The organism is Lentilactobacillus sp., from assembly GCF_040773105.1.
GTDB lineage: Bacteria > Bacillota > Bacilli > Lactobacillales > Lactobacillaceae > Lentilactobacillus > Lentilactobacillus parabuchneri.
On record NZ_JAXGWW010000001.1, the window covers coordinates 18,468 to 42,899 of the forward strand.

At 45.2% G+C, this 24,432-nt stretch carries 20 protein-coding genes and 1 other RNA gene; 13 read left to right on the forward strand and 8 right to left on the reverse strand.

Annotated features, from left to right (window positions below):
* Positions 1-40: 40 nt before the first annotated feature.
* Positions 41-1,468: a C69 family dipeptidase gene (locus AB3112_RS00095; protein ID WP_075141340.1), complete on the forward strand. Its 1,428-nt coding sequence runs from the start codon at positions 41-43 to the stop codon at positions 1,466-1,468.
* Positions 1,469-1,526: 58 nt separating this feature from the next.
* Here AB3112_RS00095 and AB3112_RS00100 read toward each other — a convergent pair whose 3' ends face one another.
* Positions 1,527-2,960 carry a C69 family dipeptidase gene (locus AB3112_RS00100; RefSeq protein ID WP_084975450.1) on the reverse strand — a complete coding sequence of 478 codons (1,434 nt, stop codon included), beginning with the start codon at positions 2,958-2,960 and terminating at the stop codon, positions 1,527-1,529.
* Positions 2,961-3,105: 145 nt separating this feature from the next.
* Here AB3112_RS00100 and AB3112_RS00105 point away from each other — a divergent pair, with 145 nt between their 5' ends.
* The gene (locus AB3112_RS00105; RefSeq protein ID WP_057865671.1) at positions 3,106-3,294 is read left to right on the forward strand and encodes a 2-hydroxymuconate tautomerase; all 189 of its coding nucleotides are present in this window, start codon (positions 3,106-3,108) and stop codon (positions 3,292-3,294) included.
* A gap of 172 nt (positions 3,295-3,466) precedes the next feature.
* On the forward strand, positions 3,467-4,972 hold the full coding sequence (glpK, locus tag AB3112_RS00110; protein WP_057909154.1) for a glycerol kinase GlpK: 1,506 nt from the start codon (positions 3,467-3,469) through the stop codon (positions 4,970-4,972).
* A 169-nt stretch (positions 4,973-5,141) separates the two neighbouring features.
* On the opposite strand, the gene AB3112_RS00115 is transcribed toward glpK, so the two are convergent.
* Complete coding sequence (locus AB3112_RS00115) at positions 5,142-5,975, reverse strand: Cof-type HAD-IIB family hydrolase (RefSeq protein ID WP_057911131.1); 834 nt, start codon at positions 5,973-5,975, stop codon at positions 5,142-5,144.
* A 77-nt stretch (positions 5,976-6,052) separates the two neighbouring features.
* Here AB3112_RS00115 and AB3112_RS00120 point away from each other — a divergent pair, with 77 nt between their 5' ends.
* Positions 6,053-7,417, forward strand: coding sequence for an RsmB/NOP family class I SAM-dependent RNA methyltransferase (locus tag AB3112_RS00120; RefSeq protein ID WP_084975448.1), 1,365 nt, complete (start codon positions 6,053-6,055; stop codon positions 7,415-7,417).
* An 88-nt stretch (positions 7,418-7,505) separates the two neighbouring features.
* Here the strand turns inward: AB3112_RS00120 and fni are convergent, their stop codons facing one another.
* Genes fni through mvk form a run of 4 tightly spaced genes read right to left on the reverse strand, consistent with a single transcriptional unit; the run spans position 7,506 to position 11,590 of the window.
* Complete coding sequence (gene fni, locus AB3112_RS00125) at positions 7,506-8,537, reverse strand: type 2 isopentenyl-diphosphate Delta-isomerase (RefSeq protein ID WP_084998659.1); 1,032 nt, start codon at positions 8,535-8,537, stop codon at positions 7,506-7,508.
* A 2-nt stretch (positions 8,538-8,539) separates the two neighbouring features.
* Positions 8,540-9,625 (reverse strand): phosphomevalonate kinase, encoded by a 1,086-nt coding sequence (locus tag AB3112_RS00130; protein WP_084975444.1) that lies wholly within the window; start codon positions 9,623-9,625, stop codon positions 8,540-8,542.
* Between the two features lie 20 nt (positions 9,626-9,645).
* On the reverse strand, positions 9,646-10,632 hold the full coding sequence (gene mvaD / locus AB3112_RS00135) for a diphosphomevalonate decarboxylase (protein ID WP_084975442.1): 987 nt from the start codon (positions 10,630-10,632) through the stop codon (positions 9,646-9,648).
* A complete protein-coding gene (gene mvk, locus AB3112_RS00140) occupies positions 10,613-11,590 on the reverse strand; it encodes a mevalonate kinase (RefSeq protein WP_084975552.1) in 978 nt (325 codons plus the stop codon). The genes mvaD and mvk overlap by 20 nt, the downstream gene beginning before the upstream one ends.
* Positions 11,591-11,788: 198 nt before the next feature.
* Here mvk and AB3112_RS00145 point away from each other — a divergent pair, with 198 nt between their 5' ends.
* The 5 genes from AB3112_RS00145 to AB3112_RS00165 all read left to right on the forward strand — a co-directional run bounded on the left by AB3112_RS00145 (position 11,789) and on the right by AB3112_RS00165 (position 18,481).
* Positions 11,789-14,626 carry a helicase C-terminal domain-containing protein gene (locus tag AB3112_RS00145; RefSeq protein WP_367333792.1) on the forward strand — a complete coding sequence of 946 codons (2,838 nt, stop codon included), beginning with the start codon at positions 11,789-11,791 and terminating at the stop codon, positions 14,624-14,626.
* Positions 14,627-14,690: 64 nt separating this feature from the next.
* Positions 14,691-15,197, forward strand: coding sequence for a DUF5590 domain-containing protein (locus AB3112_RS00150; RefSeq protein ID WP_057909147.1), 507 nt, complete (start codon positions 14,691-14,693; stop codon positions 15,195-15,197).
* Positions 15,198-15,215: 18 nt separating this feature from the next.
* Positions 15,216-16,436 carry a pyridoxal phosphate-dependent aminotransferase gene (locus tag AB3112_RS00155; RefSeq protein WP_084975438.1) on the forward strand — a complete coding sequence of 407 codons (1,221 nt, stop codon included), beginning with the start codon at positions 15,216-15,218 and terminating at the stop codon, positions 16,434-16,436.
* Positions 16,423-17,718, forward strand: a complete 1,296-nt coding sequence (gene asnS, locus AB3112_RS00160) for an asparagine--tRNA ligase (protein ID WP_057909145.1) — start codon at positions 16,423-16,425, stop codon at positions 17,716-17,718. Before AB3112_RS00155 ends, asnS begins: the two co-directional genes overlap by 14 nt.
* 40 nt (positions 17,719-17,758) lie before the next feature.
* Entirely contained in the window at positions 17,759-18,481 is a 723-nt protein-coding gene (locus tag AB3112_RS00165) for a DnaD domain protein (protein ID WP_314322052.1), read from the forward strand.
* 207 nt (positions 18,482-18,688) lie between these two features.
* On the opposite strand, the gene AB3112_RS00170 is transcribed toward AB3112_RS00165, so the two are convergent.
* Together AB3112_RS00170 and recU are read right to left on the reverse strand one after the other, a co-directional pair.
* On the reverse strand, positions 18,689-21,019 hold the full coding sequence (locus AB3112_RS00170; RefSeq protein WP_367333793.1) for a PBP1A family penicillin-binding protein: 2,331 nt from the start codon (positions 21,017-21,019) through the stop codon (positions 18,689-18,691).
* An 18-nt stretch (positions 21,020-21,037) separates the two neighbouring features.
* Complete coding sequence (recU, locus tag AB3112_RS00175; RefSeq protein ID WP_084975433.1) at positions 21,038-21,637, reverse strand: Holliday junction resolvase RecU; 600 nt, start codon at positions 21,635-21,637, stop codon at positions 21,038-21,040.
* A gap of 124 nt (positions 21,638-21,761) precedes the next feature.
* On the opposite strand from recU, the gene AB3112_RS00180 reads away from it, so the two are divergent.
* The 4 genes from AB3112_RS00180 to AB3112_RS00195 all read left to right on the forward strand — a co-directional run bounded on the left by AB3112_RS00180 (position 21,762) and on the right by AB3112_RS00195 (position 24,404).
* Positions 21,762-22,334, forward strand: coding sequence for a DUF1273 domain-containing protein (locus AB3112_RS00180; RefSeq protein WP_057909141.1), 573 nt, complete (start codon positions 21,762-21,764; stop codon positions 22,332-22,334).
* Between the two features lie 57 nt (positions 22,335-22,391).
* Positions 22,392-22,769, forward strand: a complete 378-nt coding sequence (gpsB, locus tag AB3112_RS00185) for a cell division regulator GpsB (protein ID WP_084975431.1) — start codon at positions 22,392-22,394, stop codon at positions 22,767-22,769.
* A gap of 24 nt (positions 22,770-22,793) precedes the next feature.
* An RNA gene (rnpB, locus tag AB3112_RS00190) (RNase P RNA component class B) lies at positions 22,794-23,167 on the forward strand.
* Between the two features lie 76 nt (positions 23,168-23,243).
* Positions 23,244-24,404: a class I SAM-dependent RNA methyltransferase gene (locus AB3112_RS00195; RefSeq protein ID WP_084998656.1), complete on the forward strand. Its 1,161-nt coding sequence runs from the start codon at positions 23,244-23,246 to the stop codon at positions 24,402-24,404.
* Positions 24,405-24,432 lie beyond the last annotated feature (28 nt).

Here is a 24,432-nt window from a genome sequence, read left to right on the forward strand (position 1 = left end):
TAAAATCAAGGTGATAAGAAGATAAAGGGGAGGCTTTAAAATGTTTTCATCAAAACACAGTAGTTGTACGACGATTTTAGTTGGTAAGAAGGCCAGTTACGACGGGTCAACGCTCATTGCCAGAAACGAAGACGCGGGTGATGCCGTTAACCCTAAGAAGTTTGTGGTCGTCGAACCTGAAGACCAACCAAGGGACTATCACGCACAATTAACGAAATTTGCTGTTAAATTGCCAGACAATCCACTGAGATATACCTCAGTGCCCGATGCTGTCCCTGGAAAGGGCGTTTGGGGAGAAGCTGGTATAAATGCCCATAACGTGGCGATGAGCGCCACAGAGACGATTACGACCAATTCCAGGGTGATGGGTGCTGATCCATTTGAGCCCAATGGACTGGGTGAAGAAGATTTACTGACAATCACGCTGCCATATATTGATTCTGCCAAGCAAGGCGTTCAACGAGTGGGTGAACTGCTTGAGAAGTATGGGACCTACGAATCAAACGGAATTATCTTTTCTGACGTTAACGAAATTTGGTATATGGAGACTGCCGGCGGCCATCACTGGGTTGCCCAACGGATTCCGGATGACGCCTATGTCATTGCGCCAAACCAGACCGGCATTCAAGAAATCGACTTCGATGATCCGGACAGCTTTATGTATTCCAAGGATTTACGTAAATTTGCCCGTGACAATCACTTGAATTTAACCAATCATTTTAATTTTAGAAAGATCTTTGGTTCGGACACCCAGTTGGATCGCCATTACAACACACCACGGGCATGGTATGGCCAACGTTACTTTGATCCTGAATCCGTTAAGGATAAGTCACCGATGAGCAACGACCTGCCGTTTATTTGTCACGCCAATCGAAAAATCACCATTGAGGATATCAAATTTGTCTTGAGCTCTCATTACGAAGACACGCCCTATGATCCGTTTGCGCCAGGAGCAGATTACAAAACAGTGCCTTATCGGCCAATTGGGATTAACCGTAACCAGCAATTATCCATCTTGCAGTTGCGGCCTAACATGCCGTCGGCTTATTCAGCGATTCAGTGGATCACGTTTGCGTCCAATCCGTTTAATGTCTTAACGCCGTTTTACACCAACGTCATCAACACACCGGATTGCTACCGGGATACGACGGAAACTTTGGATAGTCATAACGCCTATTGGGCAAATCGGTTGATTTCACTGATTGCTGCCGACCATTATCAGGCATTAATGGCTGATATTGAAGATTATCAATTAAAAGAAATGGGTTATGCCCATGAACGAATTGCCCAGGTTGATAAGCGGATTTCCGAAAAAGAAGCGGCTGGTTCACACATTGTCCGAGCACTTGGCCAAGCCAATGCCAGGACTGCCGATCACATGATGAAAGCCACTGAAGACCTGTTGACCAAGCTGGTTGTTAAAGCCAGTCAGGATGTTCCAGGTTCGTTTACCAGAGAACATTATTAAAATATGGTAATCAAAAATGAGCAATCTACCAGGACGGCAGGTTGCTCATTTTTTAGTGCTACAGGTTAACGTCTTGTTTAAAATTAATTGGTGAAAAATCAGTTGAATGGGTAATCAGGTCGGAGATAAGCTTGTTGTAAGCGGTCAGCCCGGTTTTAGCATTTTCGAAATTAACTTTGGTGAGAAAATCCGCTAATTCGACATTTGATAAGCCACCGACGGCCGCATCGGCCTTCTTAACAGCTTGTTGAAAGGCAACCCGCAGATCTTCCCTGGTATCGTTTAACTTTGGTCCAAACGAAACGTAGTGGGGATCTACCAGGACGCCGGCTAATTTGTACGTCCAATAAGCTTGATTTGGTGCGTAAGTACCACTGGCATGTTGGTATTCGGCCGGAGTGTCGGTTGCCCCAGCGTAAAATGGCACAAAGCTGCTTTGTGCGGCCACCCCCATTGCCAACCACTGGATCCCTGCGGCAGGAGTGGGCATATTTGGCCGTATTTGGAGGATATGGGCCTCTTGTGTTTTGGCGAGACTAATTGGTCGGAAGTGGTGCTTGTCGTGCTCAGAGCCCTCGCCAATGGGGTCATACGCAGTCCCCTGATAATGTGATCCAAGAAAATCCTGGACATCAAAGAGACTCAATTTTCGGTTGGCCTGATTAATAAACGGCATATTTTGGCTGGTTGGGTCAAATTCGAGGTCGGGCGAGAACATCCGCAGGCCATACCAAACCCGCGGCGTATTGTAATAGGTATCCGATAAGTCGGCGGTACCGAAAATCTGCCGGAAGTTAAATGAATTGCCGGAATGATCGGGATTTAAGTGGTTGTCGGCGACAAATTTGCGAATGTTTGTTGACCACATGAAGTGCTTTGGATCATCAAAATCAATTTCTTGAATGGCACTTTGGTTTGCAATGACGGCATAGCTGTCGTCAGGAATTCGTTGCGCCACCCAGTTGTGACCGCCACCGGTTTCCATATACCAAGCTTCATTTTGGTCGGCAAACAAAATCCCGTTTGATTCTGACGTGCCGTAGTACTCAACAATTTGTCCCAAACGCTGGACGCCTTCACGGGCGGTTTTGACGTAGGGTAAAACGACGGTAATCATGGCTTCTTCACCAATGCCGTCTTCTACGAGCGGATCGGCACCCAAAGCCAGCTTGTTGGTGTAGGTACTTTCCGTGGCGCTCATGGCAACGCCGTATTCATTAAAGCCGTCTTCTTCAAACAAGCCGAATTTATCCGTCCATTCGGGAGTCGCTGAATACTTGGCACGAATGGTTGGCAGACTGATCTTAAAGCCATTATCGTTGGAAGAAAATTCCTGGGGCTGGTCAAATTCTTCGTGAGGATGGATCACGTAATTCTTAGGCCAGGATGCCTTGCTGTCTTCGTTTCGAGCGATCATGATCGACCCATCGATACTGGCGTTCTTTCCCACAATCATACTGGTGCAGGCTGAAAAGTTTTTAGTTGGTATCATGTTTAACAATCTCCTATCGTAAACGTTGCTTGCAACATTGTATCATTTTTTGCCCCAAAACGGTTGGCGGGCGTTCAAATGTGATTGCAGGCGAAAAACTTTTAGGGTATACTTTTTGCATTCAAAAAAATGGAGGAATTAGTTTATGCCAATCGTAGATATTCATTTAATTGCCGGTCGTTCACAGGATCAATTGAAGGGACTCGTTGAAGACGTCACCGCAGCCGTTGTTAAAAACACTGGCGCACCCGCAGAACACGTTCACGTTATTTTAAGTGAAATGCAAACAAACCGTTACAGCGTTGGCGGCGTTTTAAAGAGTGACGAAAAGTAGACTTTTAGTCATGTTAAGCTCACAATCTCAGGGTTGCGGGCTTTTTCTTTCGATAGCGTCTATTATTTTCTAAAGTTTACGGACAAATTGGTCGTCAACTGGATATTATTGTATACTAAACAAAGAGAAAAGACGCGTTAAACGTATTAACAACAGGAATGGAGACCTTTACATGAATGATCAGCAATACATAATGTCCATTGATGAGGGCACGACCAGTACCCGGGCAATATTGTTTAATAATGATGGCAATATCGTTGGAAAGGCGCAACGGGAGTTCCACCAGTATTTTCCAAAATCCGGTTGGGTTGAGCACGATGCCAACGAGATTTGGAATGCCGTTCAATCTGTTATCTCAGAAGCCTTAATTAATGCAGATGTTCCGCCATACAAAGTCCGGGGGATTGGTGTCACCAATCAACGGGAAACAACCGTGATTTGGGATAAGAACACAGGCGAGCCGATTTACCACGCAATCGTGTGGCAGTCCAAGCAGACTGCCGACTTGGCGGACCAATTGAAGCGTGACGGCTATAACGACATGATTCACGAAAAGACTGGCTTAATTATTGATTCTTACTTCTCGGCGACCAAGATCAAATGGATTTTGGATAATGTTGAAGGCGCCCGTCAAAAGGCGGATAACGGTGATTTGTTATTTGGCACCATTGATACTTGGGTTCTTTGGAAGCTGACAGGCGGCAAGGTCCATGCGACTGATTACACCAACGCCAGTCGAACGATGTTATTTAACATTCATACGCTGAAGTGGGATCAAGATATCTTAAAGGTGCTTAATATTCCAGAAAGCATGTTGCCTGAAGTTCATTCCTCTTCAGAGATTTACGGCTATACCTCAGGTTACTCTTTCTCTGGGGTTCAAGTGCCAATTGCCGGAATTGCCGGTGACCAACAGGCAGCTTTGTTCGGCCAAATGGCGCTTCAACGGGGAATGATTAAAAATACTTACGGAACAGGTGCCTTTATCGTGATGAATACCGGCGAAGAGCCAACGTTGTCTAAACGCGGACTGTTGACCACGATCGCATACGGCATCAATGGCAAAGTCAACTACGCGCTGGAAGGGAGTATCTTCGTGGCGGGTTCGGCCATTCAGTGGCTGCGAGATGGGATGGAAATGGTCAAATCATCACCCGATTCCGAACAGATGGCCATTGACGCCAAAAGCAGTGACGGCGTTTACGTCGTACCGGCATTTACCGGGCTGGGTGCGCCTTACTGGGATCAGGATGCCAGAGGCGCGGTCTTTGGATTGACCCGTGGGACAACCAAAAATCAATTTGTTCGGGCGACACTTGAGTCGCTGGCTTACCAGACAAGAGACGTTGTTGACACAATGGCCGCCGAAACCGGGATCGATCTTAAATCGCTTGCGGTTGATGGTGGGGCTGCCAACAATAACTATTTAATGCAATTTCAAGCGGATATTTTGGGAACCCCAATTCAACGGGCCTCGATTGCTGAAACAACCGCGTTGGGAGCTGCTTACCTGGCAGGCCTGGCGGTTGGTTTCTGGGATTCTATTGAAGATATCAAAAAGACGGTTAAATCAAGGGATGAGTTCAAGCCTGAGATGGATGCGACTACCAGAACGACGCTGTATGCAGGCTGGCAACGCGCCGTTAAGGCAACCATTCAATATCATCCAAATGACTAATTGAACGCAACTCTGTTTTCGAACGTACCTGTGGCTGACGATCATTGTTTGCTTTACCAGGTGCGTTTTTGGTTGGGATTCAAGGCGATGAGGGATGCCATTGATTTTCCGTCATGAAATGCTTGCCAACAAAAAAACCAAACAACACTGAGGTGTCATTTGGTCATTATTATTCTCCAACCGCGATATCCATTCGGTCTTGTAAGTATCGGGCCACGCCATCATCGTCGTTGGAAAAGTCCGTCACGTCATTGGCAAATTCTTTGATTTTGTCAATGGCGTTTTTCATTGCGACGCCGGTGCCAGCGTATTGCATCATGGTGACATCGTTTCCTTCGTCGCCGAAGGCAATAATGTCTTTTTGAAGAATGCCATAATAGTCCGCCAAGAATTTCAAGCCAGTGGACTTATGGACGCCCTTGGTCGCTATTTCGACAATCGAATGAGGGCCGCCCCAAGGGGACACTTCGACTTGATCGCCAAATTGGTTTTGAAGGAAGTCGATTAAGCCGGCTTTGAGTTCCGGTTCCACCTGTACCGTAATACTGATGGGGTTGTCCCGCAGGCTTTGTTGACTGAGAACTTGATCGGTTTCTAACGTACTGGGGAAAAAGCCAAAGCCGGCGTTATTTTTGACGCCATGGTTGGCGAGAAACATATCCCGGCCTTCAACGGCGATCAGAGATAAGCCCAGTGACTTGCTTTTTGCCAGCAGTTCCGCCACGATTTCCTTATCAATTGTGTACTGGTATTCACGATTCCACGCTTGATGTGGTAAAATGCCAAGGTTGCCATTAAAATTAATCATGGGTGTATTTAAATGTAAATCATCATAAAAGTTTTCAGAAAGTCTGTTCGGACGACCGGTCACAATACTGACCAAGTAGCCTTGTTTCACTGCAGCCCGAATGGTTGCGGCAGTTTGGCTGCTGATTTTGCTATCGTTGTTTAACGTCGTCCCATCCAGGTCGAGTGCGATGAGTTTTCTTGTAATTGTAATCACTCCTTACCAACATATCCATTTATAGTATCTGAAAACGGTCAAAACGTCAATTATTCATCATAACAAGGGAGATTAGAATGAACCTACCAACCGATTTCATCACCAAATATCAAAAATTAATGGGCGAAGAGCAGGCAGCGGCTTTTATTGCCAGTTTTTCCCAACCCAGCACGCCAGGCTTTCGAGTGAACCCGCTGAAGGCCAGTCAGCCTGAGGACCTTGACTTGACGCATCCCACAGCTCACTGTCAGTTTGGCTATCATGGCCAGGTTAGCGGTAAAACCGTTGATCACCAAAGTGGCGCGGTGTACAGTCAAGAACCCAGCGCCATGTACGTTGGGGAGGTTGCTGCACCCAAACGAAACGAGAAAGTCCTGGACTTATGCGCGGCTCCGGGTGGTAAAACCACGCATTTGGGGAGTTACCTGGGTAATTCCGGGCTACTAATCGCAAATGAAATCGACAGTAAACGGGCCAAAGTTTTGGTTGAAAATGTCGAGCGGTTTGGGCTGACCAACACAATTGTCACCAATACCGATCCAGACAGAATGGCCGCTCAACTTCCGGCATTTTTTGATCGGGTGTTGGTGGACGCGCCATGTTCAGGAGAAGGGATGTTTCGAAAGGATCCAGATGCCATGCAATATTGGAATCTAGCCTACCCGGAAGAATGCAGCACCCGTCAGCGAACCATTCTCACGCAAGCTGTCAAAAATTTAAAGCCCGGCGGCGAGTTGATCTATTCAACCTGTACCTTTGCGCCGGAAGAGGATGAGCAGATTATTGCCTGGTTGGTGGAGACGTTTGGATTTGAAATTTTACCGGTCAAAAAGTACCCGGGAATGGATTCGGGCATCCCAGAATGGGCGAACGGCAATCCGGATTTGAAAAACTGTGTGAGAATTTTCCCCCATCATTTTGACGGTGAGGGCCACTTCATTGCCAAACTCAAGAAGCCGGAAACCGGCGAACCTGATCCAAAGCCAAAACGGTTCCGTGGAATCGGGCGCAATATTGAGATGCCCACCAAAGATGAAAATGTGTTATTAAATCAATTTAAAGATGACACCCTAACTGATGTTAATTTCAAAAAACTGGTGGTCTTTAAAGATCACTTGTATTCGGTTCCCGAAGAAACACCTAATTTATCGGGCATCAAAATTGTTCGCTTGGGGTTGGAAATTGGCACCTTTAAAAAGAACCGCTTTGAGCCCAGCTACGCGTTAGCACTGGCACTTCATGCTGATCAAGTTAAACGCCAAGTCGTCATTGACCAACTTCAGTGGGCCAAGTATGTTCACGGGGATACGTTTATGGTTGAACCGAGTTTATCCAAAGGCTGGTATTTGTTAGTTTGCGCCAACCAACCCGTCGGCTTTGCCAAAGTGGTTAATGGCACAGCGAAAAACTTCTTTCCAAAAGGGTTGCGATTTATCGTTTAGATTAATACGGGGCGCGTTACGTACGAATACACAAATAAGGCTGAGACACGAGTATTTGCTCGTTTCTCAGCCTTGTTTGGTTCATATCCTAATAGTCAATCTGTCGCTGTTTTAAATAATCTCTGAGTTCGGGTTTCAAAATCAATTTTTGTTTCTGTAAATCCGCAATCGTCTGACAGTTTAACATCACCATGATGGCCTTTAACCCGTATTTCCAGTTGTTAATGTCGGAAATCACGGCCTCATCTTTTTGGTGAATCAAGGCGTGAAGAAAATAGCCGGCAACGCCCACCGCAGAAGCTCCAAGTGCCAAGCTTTTGGCAACGGCCATGGGGGACTGAATCCCACCGGACGCAAAGACGGTCATATGCTTTTGGAATGGGCGGCTTTCCAGTAGCGATTCAACAGTCGTCAATCCCCAATCTTTCAAATAGGTCATCTCTTTATCGGGCCGGCGGAAATTCTCAATTGTCGCAAAATTTGTCCCGCCACGCCCAGAGACGTTGATGTATTCAACGCCCAACTCCTGGAGCTCCTTGATGATGTCTTGACTCATCCCAAATCCCACTTCTTTAACGATCACTGGGACGTTAACGGCCTTAACAATCGATTCAATGTGCTTAATGAACGAAAATGTCCGGTCACCCTCCGGCATGACCAGTTCCTGAGCAGCGTTGATATGGAGTTCCAACGCGTTGGCTTCCAATTGGTCAACGACCCGTTTGGCATCGTCGGCATTGTGATTGGCGCCAATGTTGGCAAAAATCAGGCCACTCGGATTAACTTCTCTGACAATCGTAAACGAATCACTCACTGATGGATCACTTAGGCCAACACTCTGCGAGCCAACGGCCATAGCTAAGCCGGTTTCTTTGGCAATTTCAGCCAGTCGCCGATTAATGTCCTTCGTTCGCGGGCTGCCGCCTGACATTGCCTCAATATAAAAAGGGGTCTCAAATTGAAGCCGGCCAGCCGTCATTGAAATGTCAATTTGATTCAGCGACGTTTTTGGCAGACCGTTTGGTATAAAGCGAACGGCGTCAAAAAATGAGTTGGGTTGATAAAATTTTTCGGCTAGTGAAACGTGCTCGTCTTTTCGGTGTGAATGGTTTGAAATCATAGTTACTCCTTATCAAGGTCAATCACGGGATGGACTTGAAGTGACAATTGCTTGATACCGTTTTGTTTCCAGCCTTCAATCATTGACTCAATATCGGTGTTTTCATCCGCGACAACAATTCCGCAATCGCCGCCGCCAGCGCCTGATGACTTGGCTGCTGCGGAATGTGCCACCGCAATATCACACATTTGTTTTAAAATCGGTGTCTCGATCGGGACTTTGGTAAATTCAGCCAGGTGTTGAAGAATTTCCCGGTTTCGCAAGATGCCGCGCTTGATAACCGAAAGGCTGCCAGTTTTAAAGCCGTCAATTAATTCATCGAGGCAATCTTTACTGTCCTTTAAAAATTGCGTGTAGGTGGCGTGTTGATGGCTTTTTTGGACCGCCACTTTATCAACCAAATGAGAGGTTGAAGCAGGCGACCCGGTCCAGCCAATAATCAATTTCAACTCTTTAGGCGGCGTCAGTTGGGTAATCATAAGATGCGGCCAAGTCTTATTGACGAGCTCGGTCAAATTTTCCTGTCTGCGGGCAGCCATTAACCAGTTTCGGTCAAATGAACGGTAGGCGATCCAGCCGCCGTATACGCTGGCGGCGATATCTCCCAAAGACCCGTTTCCTTGAACATCGAGGTGGGCAATCGCCGAAAGTTTGAAGAGTTTACTCTTGGTTAACGGCAATTTGTAAAACTGGCAGAGTGCCTTAACCGTCGCGACGGTCACTGCTGCAGAGGATCCCAAACCATACTTCTTCCCGTTTGGACTGTCCAGATCACTATTAATCCGCAAATCATAGACTTCCATTTGGCGGCCGAGGGATTGGGCATATTCTTCAGTCAGCTGAATGGCTGAAATTATGTAATTAAAAGTATTATCCCGATTGTCCAGAATCATTTGATCCCCGCGGCGCCGCCAGTACACGGAATCCTCACGGTATTGTTTGGAAACGATACTGCCATAAGATTCGCTCCGGGAAATCTGGACGGTCACAAACTGATTTAATGCAACAATAATAGAGGGGTAGCCGGTCTCGACTACCGCATATTCTCCGGCGATATAAAGTTTTCCAGGCGCTTTAACCGTAATCAACGGATCATTTCCTTTCCTGATTAAAGATACTTAATTCCGGGGCCCGGCTTTGCTACCGTCACTTTTTCCGGACCCAATATTTTTGAAAATGTGTTGGCAATTGTGTCAACGTTCTTGGTTTGGCAGATGACTTTGACATTTGGTCCCGCGTCAACTGTATAGTAACACTCAACGCCAGCATGCCGAAGCCGCTTGACTTCGTTCATGGCATCCAACGTCATTCCGTTAAAATACAGGAAGTCGGGATTGGCGCTAAGCGTTAACGCGTGCATCCGCATGGCGTTAAATTCACTAATTGCACCGAACTTGGTGAAATCATTTTGGCTGATGGCTGATTTGATTTCTTTTAGATCCGACTCGACCACTTTCACCCAAGTCGGGTAATAAGGCGATGTGGTCACTGAACGTTCCATCCCCTGACGACTGGAAATTGGTTTTTGGTGGGTCTCGATGGTCAAAGCAACAATTCGAATGTCCTTTAAGTTTGGATTTTCAATTGGAACCGCATAGGAATCCGTATCATCGGATCCTCGCTGCCACTCGACAAAGCCACCGTATATTGAACGACAAGCGGATCCCGAACCACGGCGGGCAAGTCGGGATAAGTCCCGCTCATTTAAATCCATTCCGGAAGCTTTGCTGGCCGCAGCCGCCAATGCAGCAAAGGCGGAAGCCGATGAAGCCAGTCCTGCTGCGGTTGGAACGTGATTGTCAGAAATGACCCGAGCGTTTTCGGTGATCCCGGACTGCTGCCGAACCAAATTCAAAAAATCGTGGACCCGCTGCCAGCTCTTATCCGTGACTGCTTGTTCGTTAATTAAGAGGGTATCTTGTTCAAGTTGCCGATCAAACGACACCTGAGTCTTGGTATAAAATTGATCCAGGGTAAGTGACAGGCTTCCAGTGTAGGGGATAATTAAATCCGCATTTTTCTTTCCCCAGTATTTAATCAGGGCAATATTGGTGTGGGCCAAGGCCGTAGCTGAGTTATTGGACGAGGTTGTCATGTGCTTCTCCTGTCGAAAATTGATAATTCTTGAATGATTGAATCCAAGTTTGAGTGGCGCCAGCTTTTCGAAGTGCCGTTGAAATTTGTTGGGCGTCCGCCTGGTTCTTGGCTAGTGCGATGACACAGCCGCCTAAGCCGCTTCCCGTCAATTTGGCGCCCAAAGCGTGATTTTGGCAGGCGACTTGGCAAAACGTATCGAGGGTGTGATTGCTGACACCTAACTGTGCGAGATTTTGCTGGGATTGGGTCATTAATTTACCTAAAGTCTCGTCGTCAGCTTCCGCCAGCGCTTGGCGGGCAGTTTCTGCAATGGTGCCCAATTGTTGGATTAGGGGGTCAGCCATTTCCGGTTGGTCGACTAAATTACTATGAACCAACGAAACAGCCTCGGACGTCTTACCCTTAATGCCGCTATCGGCAATCACCAGCGATGAGGTTGGCAAATTAAAATCAATCTGTTCGTTGATTTCATTTTTGATAAACCAGATCGGCATACTCGAGCTGGCGGTTGCCGAATCCAAGCCGCTTGGATTGCCGTGGGTAATTTTTTCCTCAATTTCTGCGAGCTTTAGCAGCATGTCGCGCGTTAAACTCACTTCAAAAAAGGCAAAAAAGGCTCTGATGACAGCAATGGCCGTTGCCGCAGACGAGCCCATTCCCCGTTCTGAGGGTAATTTGCTTTCAATCGTCAGGTCAAAGGCAACGTCTTTTGCGCCCAATAAGTTGGTTAAATGATCAATCAGGGTCTTAATTCCCCGCAGGTTTTCGGCCATTTGATCAACCGGGCCGTCAAAGTAGCGACAATGGATATTTTGGCCCGCATTGATGCGTCGGATTATCGCTGTAACGTCAACCGAGTAGATTGGGATGGCAATGGCCGGCTTGCCGTAAACGACGCTGTGCTCGCCAAACCAAATAATTTTTGCATAACTTTTTCCAGTTGCTTTTTCTTTCAACTTTATCCGCTCACTTTCAAACATTCCAATTTTATCATAGTTCCTTGTATCCAGAACGTTTTAAAGATATTTTTAGAGATTCTTCAAGATTTCGACTTTACTTTCCATGGTAGATTATCATATCTTGCTTGTAGTATGATTAAAGTTAGTGAATTATTAAGAAAAAAGTCAGCTCATAAACAGATTGGTGAATGACAGATGAATTCAAAAACTACCTTCGCAGTGGTTGATATCGAAACCACCGGAACGGATCTTTCCGCAGATAATCGGACCATCCAGTTCAGCTGCTGCCTTGTTTCCAACAATCAAATTATTAAAACATACGTAACGGATATCAATCCGCAGCGTGAAGTTCCCAACCGCATCGTTCAGTTAACCGGGATTTCCAATGAACGGCTTAAAAAAGCGAAGACGTTCGATCAGGTTGCACCGGAACTGTATCAACTGTTAAATAATACTGTATTTGTCGCTCATAATGTTAATTTTGACTTTCCGTTCATCAATGCGGAATTTCAGCGGGTCGGTTATCCCGAACTTCAGATCGAGGCCATTGACACGGTTACTTTGAGCCAGATTTTACTACCAACACTCGCCAGTTATCGGCTTCAGGATTTAAGTGCTTATTTTAACATTGAACACGATCATCCGCACACCGCAGACAGCGACGCCAAGGCGACCGCCAAATTACTGTTGATTTTGCTTCGTCAGATTCAAACGTTGCCAAGAACGACCCTTGAACAAATTATCAGCGTCAATCCATCGCTGCCACAAGATACGATGCAGGTATTTTTGGATGCGGATGAACGCAATCGACACCAAGCCCACACCCCGAAATTAGCTGATCAGCTGCGGGTGTCGTCTGGCTTAGTATTGCGCAAACACGATGATTTGAAGAACCTGCCTCCAGTTGACAAACAGCAGTTTCATTATCCCAAGACAAAAAAAGCCAAACAACGGATTTTGCCCGATAATTTGGAATCCAGGCTGGAACAAAATAAGATGATGAATCTCATTTATAACAATTATGCCGACCCCAGCCATCACGAGGCCAAAACGTTGCTGATTGAAGCACCAACTGGAATTGGAAAAAGCCTCGGGTACTGTCTGCCGTTAAGTTATTTGGTTTCATCAAAAAAGCCCGCTGTAATCAGTACGTCAACGACTTATCTTCAGTTTCAGCTCCAAAATCAAACGCTGCCAATGCTCAATCAGGGGTTGCCCTTCAAAATTCACAGTGTCATCTTTAAAGGTGCCAGTCATTACATCGATTTGTACAAGTTCCGCAATCTGTTGTTTGTCCCGGACAATTCCAGTCAAACAGCCTTTATCAAGGCCCAGATTCTGGTTTGGCTGACCGTCACGACCACCGGAGATTTGGACGAATTGCATTTAAATGTCGACCAAACCCCGTTTGTTTGGAAAATTCAGCACACCGGCGTTAAATGGCTGGATCCCAATGAGCCATTTTATGACGATGATTTTTTACGATACAATTTGAAGAAGGCGGAAAATGCCGATTTCATCATTGTCAATCACAGTTATCTAATTAAGAACTGGCAATACTTCAAGGCGCTTTCGGTTAAGCCCTACCTGCTGATTGATGAAACCCAGCAGTTTGCAGAGACTGCCATTCGAAATAATCAGGAAAAAATTAATCCCTTGGGATTGATTACCACCATCAACAAGCTTTTGGGCAATATCAATCAAACCCACGAGGCCAACATTCGAGAAATTGTTGGCGATGATGCCATTTTGGCCAATGCGGTTAACGAAATGGACACCCAATTAAAGCAGGTTAAAGACTTGGTTTCAGAACTGATTCAAACCATTTTTGAGCAGGTGGTTAAGGGGAAGAAATTACACCGCAACAGTGCGTTTTTCGAGCGGTTAATCCCGATTACCGAAATGAAGACGATGGTGGCCGCTGATCAACCAATCATTCAACAAATCGGTGCCATTCACGACCAGCTGGATTCGCTGTTGGTCACGTTGAATACGCAAATTGATCATAATACCGATGTTTATACGAATCACGACTTCATGAGTATCTATTCGTTTTTCGAAAATTATAACGAATTCAATCACCTCCTGCGCCTATTGCTTTCGATAGTTGACGTGGATGACCAAGCCATCGAACAACACGTGACCTGGGTGACGATTAACCACGTAAAAGACGTTAACAGTTTAAGTTTGAACCGCGGAATTTTGAAGACAGAAGATTATCTGCGCGAGCATCTGTATTCGGTCTTTGAACCCGTTACCTTTACCGGAGCGACCATCTTTTCATCCCGCCGCTCGCAATTTATTTATAACCTGCTGGGGATTGACCGTGACCAGTCCTCAATTAAGCGACTGAAAAGCGACTTTAGTCCACAGGACCAGGCGCGCCTTTATTTGGTGACCGACAAGGACGATCAAAAGTTCACGACCAATTCGGATGCCTACTTAAAACGAGTTGCTGAAGACATTCAGGCCATTTACAAGAATGAGCCAAGACAGACGTTGGTCCTGTTTAACTCCCTGAATGCCATCGAACGGATTTATCAAATGCTTCAGGAAAGTGGATTTACCGCCACTCATTTCGTCTTGGCGCAGGGCGTCCATGGCACGGCTTCAAAAATCAGCAAGCAGTTTATTCATCATGAGCCGGCGATTTTGTTGGGCGCCAATACGTTTTGGCAGGGCGTTGATTTTCCACACAGCCTCTTGGAAAACCTGATTGTGGCCCAGCTGCCGTTTGACACGCCGTCAGACCCTTATAATCACGCGCTGTACTCCATTGAACGCAGCAAAGGTAAGAATCCCTTTTACAGCATTACACTGCCCAAAGCGACGCTCAGATTGCGTCAGGGGATGGGACGGCTTTTGAGGACCAAAGATGATTATGGCACGATTTTTATTTTGGATCCCCGTTTGCTGACTAAACGCTATGGCAGCACAATTCTGGCAAATCTGCGCAACGAAATTCCAATCATTAAGGGCAATATTAGCGACTGTATTCTTGACATGGTTAAGTTTTTTGAAAGCAGGAATTAATGTGCTTCAGGACAGGCGTTTATTTGCTATAATGAGAAATAACGAAATTTGAGAGGAAAATTACATGCAACGGCAACGAAGAATCAAAAAGCAGTCAAACGTTAAAATCTCATGGATCTTGATTTCGATTATCCTGATTATTGCTTTTACGGCGTTTATCATTTTGCATACTGCGGAACGGCCAATGACAATTGCGCGCGGGCAAACGGAAACAATTGCCAAGAAGTATGCCGGCATAAAGGATGTGAATTCCTTTTACACCTCGAATTTGGGTAAGACCTACTATTCCGTTTCCGGCGTCGATAACAAAAATAAAAGCGTGTACGTCATCGTTGCCAAGAAGGGCGGAACGGTCACTATTATCAACAGTAGTAGTGGGATCAGTGAGCAGCAGGCCAAAAACGTTGTGACGCAAAGAAAAAAGCCGAAAAAAATTAACGGCATTGGCTTGACGCTGATTAAGTCGAAGCCTTATTGGGTTGTGAGCTACATGAACGCCAAGAATAATCTGTGTTTTGCAACCATTAGCTTTAAAAACGGCACCATTTATCAATCGATTGAAAATATATAGACATGAAAGGATAGCTTGATGAAATTTTCTGACAGGGCAATGAATGTTGAACCATCCGCGACCGTCAAAGTCTCTAATACCGCCAAGGCCATGATTCGTAAAGGAATCGATGTGATCAATTTAGGAATTGGCGAACCGGATTTTACGACGCCTCAATTGGTTGCCGATGCAGCGATTAAAGCAATTGAAAGTGGTAAAACAAGTTTTTACACGCCAGCCAGTGGCTTGCCGCAACTTAAAGAGGCCATCGCTGAGCGGATTAAAAAAGATTACGGGGTCATTTACCCAATCGATCAAATTAGTGTCACGAACGGGGCAAAAATGGCCCTTTATGTGCTGATGCAGGCATTGGTTGATCCAGGGGTCGAAGTGTTGCTGCCACGGCCAAGTTGGGTCAGCTACAAGCAGCAGGTTTTGTTGGCGGGTGGCAAGCCGGTGATTGTCGAAACCGGGGATGATTTTAAGATCACCACCGATGGGCTGGACGATGCTGTCAACCACAACACCAAGGTGCTTGTGATCAACTCACCACAAAACCCAACTGGGACCATCTACTCAAAAGAAGAGCTGGAAGCAATTGGTAATTGGGCGGTTTTGCACAACGTTATCTTAATTGCCGACGATATTTACGGCAAGTTGGTTTACAATCAAAACCAGTTTTATTCACTTGTCCAAATCAATGACAGGATTGCGGCCTCAACGATTTTGGTTAACGGCGTCTCCAAAGCGTACTCAATGACCGGTTGGCGAATCGGTTACGTTGCCGGAGCGCCGGAGCTGATCAGCAAAGTCAATTCGATTTTGTCTCATACGACTGGCAATCCAGCAACCGTCAGTCAGTATGCAGCAATTGCCGCTCTTGAATCGGACCAATCAGAAGTGGAAACGATGCGGCAGGCATTTGAACAACGGTTAAATACGATTTACCCGCTGGTTGAAAAAATTCCCGGCTTTAAGATGCGTGCCAAGCCTGAGGGAGCCTTTTATTTGTTCCCAGATGTGAGTGCCGCCATTCAACTCGCCGGCGTTCAGTCATCGGGCGAACTCGTTGACCGTCTACTACAGGAGGCCCACGTAGCTGTCGTGGATGGCGCTGCGTTTGGGATGCCTGGTTATTTGCGGATGAGTTATGCAACGAGTTTGGAAGACTTGACCACTGCAGTTGAACGAATCACCGCTTTTATGAATCAATTTTTAGAAAAACAAGTATCTGGAGGAATTGGAATTGAAACAGATTAACATGGTCGATGCACCCAAATACGTCAATGAAAAAGTTAAAATCGGCGTATGGCTTACCAACAAACGATCCAGTGGTAAAATCGCCTTTTTGCAACTACGTGATGGAACAGCTTTCTTTCAAGGCGTTGTTGTTAAAAATAACGTAACCCCTGAAACGTTTGAGTTAGCAAAAGAGGTTAAGCAGGAAACAAGTATGTGGGTCACTGGGATTATTCATGAGGATGCCCGGTCTAAATTTGGTTATGAAATTGAAGTTGAAACCATTGAGGTCATTTCTGAAACCCATGATTATCCCATTACGCCTAAGGAGCACGGTGTCGATTTCTTGATGGACCACCGTCACTTGTGGTTACGTTCCAGTCGACCACACGCTGTGATGCGCATTCGAAATGAAGTCATCAAAGCAACGTATGATTTCTTTAATGACGAAGGCTTTATCAAAATTGACTCACCAATTCTAACGGGTAGCGCTCCTGAAGGTACCACAACGCTGTTTCATACCGAGTATTTTGACCGGGATGCCTACTTGTCACAAAGTGGGCAACTCTACGAAGAAGCAGGTGCGGAGGCATTTGGCAAGGTCTTTTCATTTGGACCGACCTTTAGAGCTGAAAAATCAAAGACGCGTCGTCATCTGATCGAATTTTGGATGATTGAGCCTGAAATGGCCTTCATGCACCAAGAGGAAAGCTTGGAAATTCAGGAACGCTACATTGCTTACTTGGTTCAGCGGGTATTGGATAATTGTGAAATGGAATTAAAGACCCTTGGACGTGATCCTGAGATTTTGAAGAAGTACACCGTTTTACCTTATCCTCGAATCAGCTATGATGAAGCGATCGAAATGCTCAAAAAGGGTGGCTTTGATCTCGAGTGGGGCGTTGACTTTGGCTCTCCTGAGGAAACCTTCTTAGCTGACCAATTTAATCAACCGGTGTTCGTGATTAACTATCCAAAAGCTATCAAGCCATTTTACATGAAGCCACATCCAACTCGTGATGACGTGGTAATTTGTGCCGACTTGTTGGCACCTGAAGGATATGGGGAAATTATTGGTGGCTCTGAGCGGGCAACTGATTATGATTATTTGTATGACCAGATTGTCAAGGCGGGCCTGGATCCAAAAGAATATTCCTGGTATTTGGACCTTCGTAAATACGGCAGTGTGCCTCATTCAGGGTTTGGACTTGGACTCGAACGGGCTTTAACTTGGCTCACAGGCGAGGACCATGTTCGTGAGGCGATTCCATTCCCAAGATTGCTTAACCGAATTTACCCATAAATCAAGCTGTTTTCGTGTCAATCATTTGTAAGGATCAGAGGTGATTGAATTGGATGATTATGCCCACAAGATCTTGGATCAGGGACAGACGACAATCAGTAACTATTTGCTGAAACATTACCGCGAAATTGGGATCAGTAATCAAGAATTGTTTATTTACCTGCTGATCAAAAAAGATCATGATCTGGTCGTTCCCATGCCGGAAATGGCTGAACTGGCGCACCAGACCGGCTACAATCAACAACAGTTATTCACGTTATTTCATCAGTTAATTGAAAAAAAGCTCGCGAAAATTACGCGGGTCACCATTGAGGGTCAGCCGGTAGACGCATATGACTTTACGTCGCTGTACGAAAAGCTGTCTCTGGTCAAGGATACCCAAGCAGAGACGCGTCCGGAGCTCTCCAACACCAATCAACCAGTTGACAGCACCCAACGCCAAGCCGTCTTTGAGAGTATCGAAAAAGAGTTTGGCAGGACACTGTCACCGTTGGAAATGGAAATGATTAGCCAGTGGCTGGATATTGATCACTACTCAGCGGAAATGATTCGATTGGCTTTAAAGGAAACCGTCTTAAATCAAGTTTATAGTTTGAAATACATGGACCGAATTTTGATTAACTGGAAGAAGAAAAATCTCCAATCTGCTCATCAAATTGAAGCCTACAACAAGAACCGAAACACTGGGAAAGCGGACGATGGTGCGGGTGAGTACCACGGACCGGATATCCCATTTATCAATTTATCGGGTGAGGACCATTAATATTTAAAGGTCGGCTGAAAAATCAGTCGACCTTTTTTCGTATCTATTAATTGATGATGGAAAGGGGGTCTGGAACCATTTGTGATTTGCCTCTAAGGTATAAGTCAATTTTCCAAACATCCCAGCTTGGCTGATTTTTATATAACAAAAAGATGCCGGAGCAAAATAGTTAATTTTGCCCCGACATCTCGCTTTCTAGTCAATCATTTATTGAGTTTCATCAGTCGTTCCGCCATTATTGTCGTTACCACCGTTAGTTGTGTTGCCGCCATTATCGGTCGCATTATTATTATCATTGCCACCGTTATCCGTTGAACTGGCACTTGACGAGTTATCGTCAGATCCGTTATTGCCACCATCACCACTTGGCTTTTGCTCTGAAGGAGTAGATGCTGAAGATTCGCTAGAGCTTTCAGCACTACTTGAACTTTCGCTTCCACGAGGCTGAGTGACAACTGCTGAACTCGAACTGCTATCAGTGGTATAACCGCTGGTTGTTTGGTTGGAGCTATTATCAGTGACAGTTCCCGGATAGCCGGCAACGTAGTATTCCGTTTGGCCGCCGCGCTCCGTTGAAACAACATCACTTGGCTGAACCCAGTCTTGGTTTGGTTTGTCTTGGGAAATGTAACTCATGACGTTTTTATAAATTTGCTGGGCAATCGTTGTTTGAGCAGACGTGACGTAAGAATTTGCCTTAAATTGATGATCGTAGCCGGTCCAAACTGCCAGTGAGTAGTTTCTGGTGTAACCAGAGAACCACGAATCCATGGTCGACATTGCAGGGACTTTATTTAAGTAGTCATCCGGGTACTGGGTCGTACCGGTCTTACCAGCTTCGTAGAGCCCTGAAATTTTTGCGGCAGTTCCTGAACCATTACTGCTGTTCATGACCCCTTTAAGCATATTGGTAATCATAAACGCGGTTGCAGGAGACATTGCCCGTCTGCCTTTGGATTTATAAGTGTGCGTAACGCCGTTGTTTTGAACAATCTTATTAATCAGATACGGCTTATAATAAGTACCGCCATTTGAGAAGGCAGCGTAGGAAGCAGCCAGCTGTTCGGAAGAAATATATAAGCCGATTCCGTTTTGAATCTCCAAGGGTTTACTGAAAGTCATCCCAAGGTTCTTCAGGAAGCTTGTTGCCTTTGGAACACCGACGTTTTCCAACGTTCGAATTGCCGGAATGTTTCGTGACTCAACCAGTGCTTTTCGCATGGTGATGGTCCCTGGGTATTTATTATCAAAATCATAAACGGACTTATCGGTGCCGGGATAAACGTAAGGGGTATCCTTGACGGGTTGATAAGTTGGGTATTTTAAATATTGAATGGCAGGGCCATAATCCATGATTGGCTTAGCCGTTGACCCTGATGATCGCCCGGTTTGTACAGCTCGGTTCAAGCCAAACGCAACCTTGGTCTTTCGACTTCCCTGCATTGCGATAACTTTACCGTTATTCACATTGACGATAGTTGCACCGACTTGGAACCGGTTATTCGGATACGCAATCGTGGGGTCGTTGTTGCTGACGTTGTACAACTTCTTTTGCGCCGACATATCGAGATTGGTGTAGACTTTCAAGCCACTGTTGGCTTTGTAGCCCCTTTCTTCAAGTTCTTCAATCGACTGTTTCAAATATGAGTCAATGTATTTCGATGTTTTTTCAGACGTTCGTGCCTTCGCGTGTGTTTTTGAAAGGTGCGCTTTAACACTGGTATTCTTTGCGGACTGTGCCTGCTGTTCAGTAATGGCCTTATTTTTAACCATCGCATCAAGCACTTCATTACGGCGCTTGGTTGCGTACTGCGGATATTTATAAGGGTTATAAAGCGTCGGCGACTGCGGCATTCCCGCCAATAATGCAAATTGGGGGAGCGTCAAGTGATTGAGTGTCTTGTTGTAATAAAATTCCGCTGCCGTTTGCATCCCATAGACGCCATTTCCCATGTAGACCTTGTTAATATAAAATTCCAAGATTTGACTCTTGGAATATCGGTTTTCAACTTTAATTGCCAGCCAAGCTTCCTGAGCCTTTCGTTTAAGGGTTCGATCACTGGCTGCCGTTGAGAATACCGACAATTTAACCAGTTGTTGGGTTAACGTACTTCCACCTTGAAGGCCAAGCGACGATCCGGTGAGGTTAGACACTGCGGCACCCATGATTCGGATCGGATCGACACCATGATGTTTATAAAATCGGCGGTCTTCGATGGAGACGACAGCTCGTTTGAGGGTTCGTGGAATATTCTTTGATTTGACATAATCCCGATTTTGACTGCCCAAACGTGAAATGACTTTGCCATTTGTATCGTAAAACTTAGTCGAATTATCACTGGTTAGCGCGGAACGGGTAATCTGCGGTGCACTGGCCGCATAATACGTAAATAAACCGGCACCAAAAATAAACAGGGCACCTAAAAGGATCAGTCCATACTTCAAAATTCTTCGGAATGGGCCTTTTTTCTTGGTATTGCTGAATTGTCGCCCACGCCTAACTTGTGCACGTGAGTTTTGAGGACTGTTCTGTGACATAGAGGTCTCCTTCGTAACTTATTCAATGAATGAATCAACCGCAGTGAGATAGGGGAGCAGTGGGTTGATCCGATACGCAATCAAAAAGCCGTCTTTTTCAATGACTTTTCTTGGGATTGACTTGCGACCGCCAGTTTCCTGTTTATCCCAGTAGTCAATCAGATCGGTGGCTTTTAAAAGGTAAACTGACTGGTCGGAAATGAACTTGATGATCGCAAAGCAGATTCCCTGTTGCTTTAAACATTGTCTCATATGTTCAACCTGATGTTTATGAAAGTTTTTTAAAGGAAAAGAAGTTTTGCTTTTGGTTTCCTTTGCATCAAAGTCGATATATTTTCCCTTATAGACGCCATTGTAATCTGTCGTCGACGCCTTACGAAAATAAGCCTCTTTAATTCTGGCCGCACTTCGTTTGGGATAATCGACCGAGACAATTTGAATTGGCGTTGGCTTTTTATGGATCACCGCAATCCCATTTTTTAAGTAGTACTGATTGCTTTTATTGATCTCGTCTTCCAACGTCATTCCCCGATTGGAGAAGTCAATCGAATCGTTGTGCGTATTTGAAGAGGCTGGTTGTTCGTAAAACTGATTTCCATTAGGGTATCTAATCGTCATGAACGGAAGCTTCCTTTTTTGTGAATAGTTATATTGTACTTCATTTAAGTAAACAATAACCACAATAATGTTATTATAGCAAGTGGAGTGTCTATTGAAAATAATTAATCGTTAGGGTGATATCATGAGCCGTTTGTGGGTAACCGGCTATCGCAGCTATGAACTCGGCATTTTTAAGGATGATGATCCAAAGCGCAAGGTGCTTGATACTGTTTTAAAGAATGAACTTGTCCAAGCGATCGTCGATGGAACCGACTGGATTATTTCTGGCGGTCAGTTGGGGATCGAACAGTGGTCGCTCGAAGTGGCACTTAGTCTAAAAGATAATTATCCGGGTGAGTTTCAAACAGCAATGATGCTGCCATTTGCGGAGTTCGGCAATAACTGGAACGAGAATAATCAAACGAAGTTGCAAACATTGAAGGCCAAGGTTGACTTTTCTGCGTCAGTGTCCGAGAAGCCGTATCAATCACCGCAACAGTTAAGAAATTACCAAGAATTCATGCTAAACCATACGGATCAGGCATTATTGATATATGATTTAGATAATCCAGGAAAATCGCAATACGATTACGATAAAATAAACAAATTTGCAGAGACCCATCCCTATCCCTATAAGCTCATTACGTTTGATGATTTACAGAGTGCAGCGGATGAATATCAGGAAAACTTGAATAATAGTTTTCAAGATGATTAATATATGATATTATTCTAATTGGTTTGTTGCAAATTAATGATGAGGTGTAACCAATAAATGGAAAACATTAATTATACTCCGAAGGATATTCTTCAAAAAGAGTTCAAGCAAAAGATGCGTGGCTATGATCCCAATGATGTTGACAGTTTTTTGGATGACATCATCAAGGATTATGAAACCTTCAATAAGCAACTCCAATCCCTCAGTGATGAAAATGAACGGTTAAAAGTCCAAGTGGATGAATTGAACAAGCAGATTGCTGTATCCGGCTCCCAACCGATGCCATCAGCTGGTGTTACACCAACTCGAACAGCTCCCAGCCAACCAATGTCCAGTGCAACCAACATGGATATCTTAAAGCGTTTGTCAAATCTCGAGCGACGGGTATTCGGATCACAGCTTGATAACAATACCAATGATTCACACAGGCTTTAGGCTTGCGTAACTAATAATGGTGTAAATTCTGAGTAATTGCGGTCGTATTTTTACGGCTGAGGAAAGTCCATTCTCGCACGGGCTGAGATGCCCGTAGTGATCGTGCTCGGTGAAAAAATAAGCCGGGGGACTCTTTGTGAGTTACGGCGGATATTAAGGCTAAGGCTTTGCTATGCTTTAATTCCCTAAGGTGCCACAGTGACGAACAGTGAGGGAAACTTCACTGATGGAACGCGGTAAACCCCTCGAGCGGGAAACCCAAACTTTTGGTAGGGGAGCTTCACACACGGTAAATGAACCAAGTGTGGGGGAGAGATACTTCGGTATTTCTCAGATAGATGATTACTACTTGTTACATCGTCCTGGGATGTAAGAAGCACAAAACATGGCTTACAGGGATTTACACCAAACAGGTTGGGTGGGAGCTTGCTCCCACTTTTTTGTTACCCAGAAATATGAAATGAGATGGAATTTATGAAATATAATTTAATGGCCACTTGTGCCGCCGGAATTGAAGCCCTTGTTGGCAAAGAAATGCGTGATTTAGATTATGAAGTTGAAGTCGAAAACGGCCGGGTTCGTTTTACCGGTACCGAAGAAGATATTATTAAAACTAATCTGTGGCTTAGAACAGCTGACAGAATCAAAATTATTGTCGATGAATTTGATGCCACCACATTTGACGAGTTATTTGAACAGACGACTGCGATTGCTTGGGACAAGATGTTGCCAATGGATGCGGCCTTTCCGGTTGAAGGACGTTCACGCAACTCTAAACTTCACAGCGTCCCTGATTCACAAGCCATTGTCAAAAAAGCGATTGTGAATGAATTGAGCACGGCTTATCACCGTCACACACGGTTACCGGAAACTGGCGCTACTTTCCCACTAGAAGTCGCCATTAACAAGGACCACGTGATGCTGACCATGGACACAACCGGGTCGAGTCTATTCAAACGGGGCTATCGGGTCGAAAAAGGAACGGCACCATTAAAGGAAAACATGGCCGCCGCACTTGTTTTATTGACCAGTTGGTATCCTGATATGCCGTTTGTCGATCCATTCTGTGGTTCGGGTACGATTCCAATTGAAGCTGCCATGATTGGCCGTAACATTGCGCCTGGCTTTAATCGCGATTTTATTTGCGAACAATGGCCTTTTATTGACGGGGATATGGTTCAACGGGTTCGCGACGAAGCGGATTCAAAGGCTGATTACGATGTTGAACTTGATATTTCAGCAAGTGATATTGACGGCAACATGATCGAAATTTCCAAGCGCAACGCTGAAGAAGTCGGGCTGGTTGACGATATTCAGTTTAAACAATTGGCCGTAGCTGATTTCAAGACCAACAAGGTAAACGGCATCATTGTCGGCAACCCACCATATGGACAGCGAATGAGTGATGCCGAACATGCGCACGAGCTTTATCGTCAAATGGGCAAAGTCTTCAACCCACTCACGAGCTGGTCGAAGTACTTCTTAACCTCTGATCTCGATTTTGAAAAATACTATGGTCAAAAGGCCACTAAACGACGAAAACTTTATAACGGTTCGATAAGAACGGACTATTTCCAATTTTGGGGTAAAAAAGTTCGAGATTTACGCAGTTTGAACCAATATAACGATAAATAATTCACGATTCTATGGTAAAATAAGAACG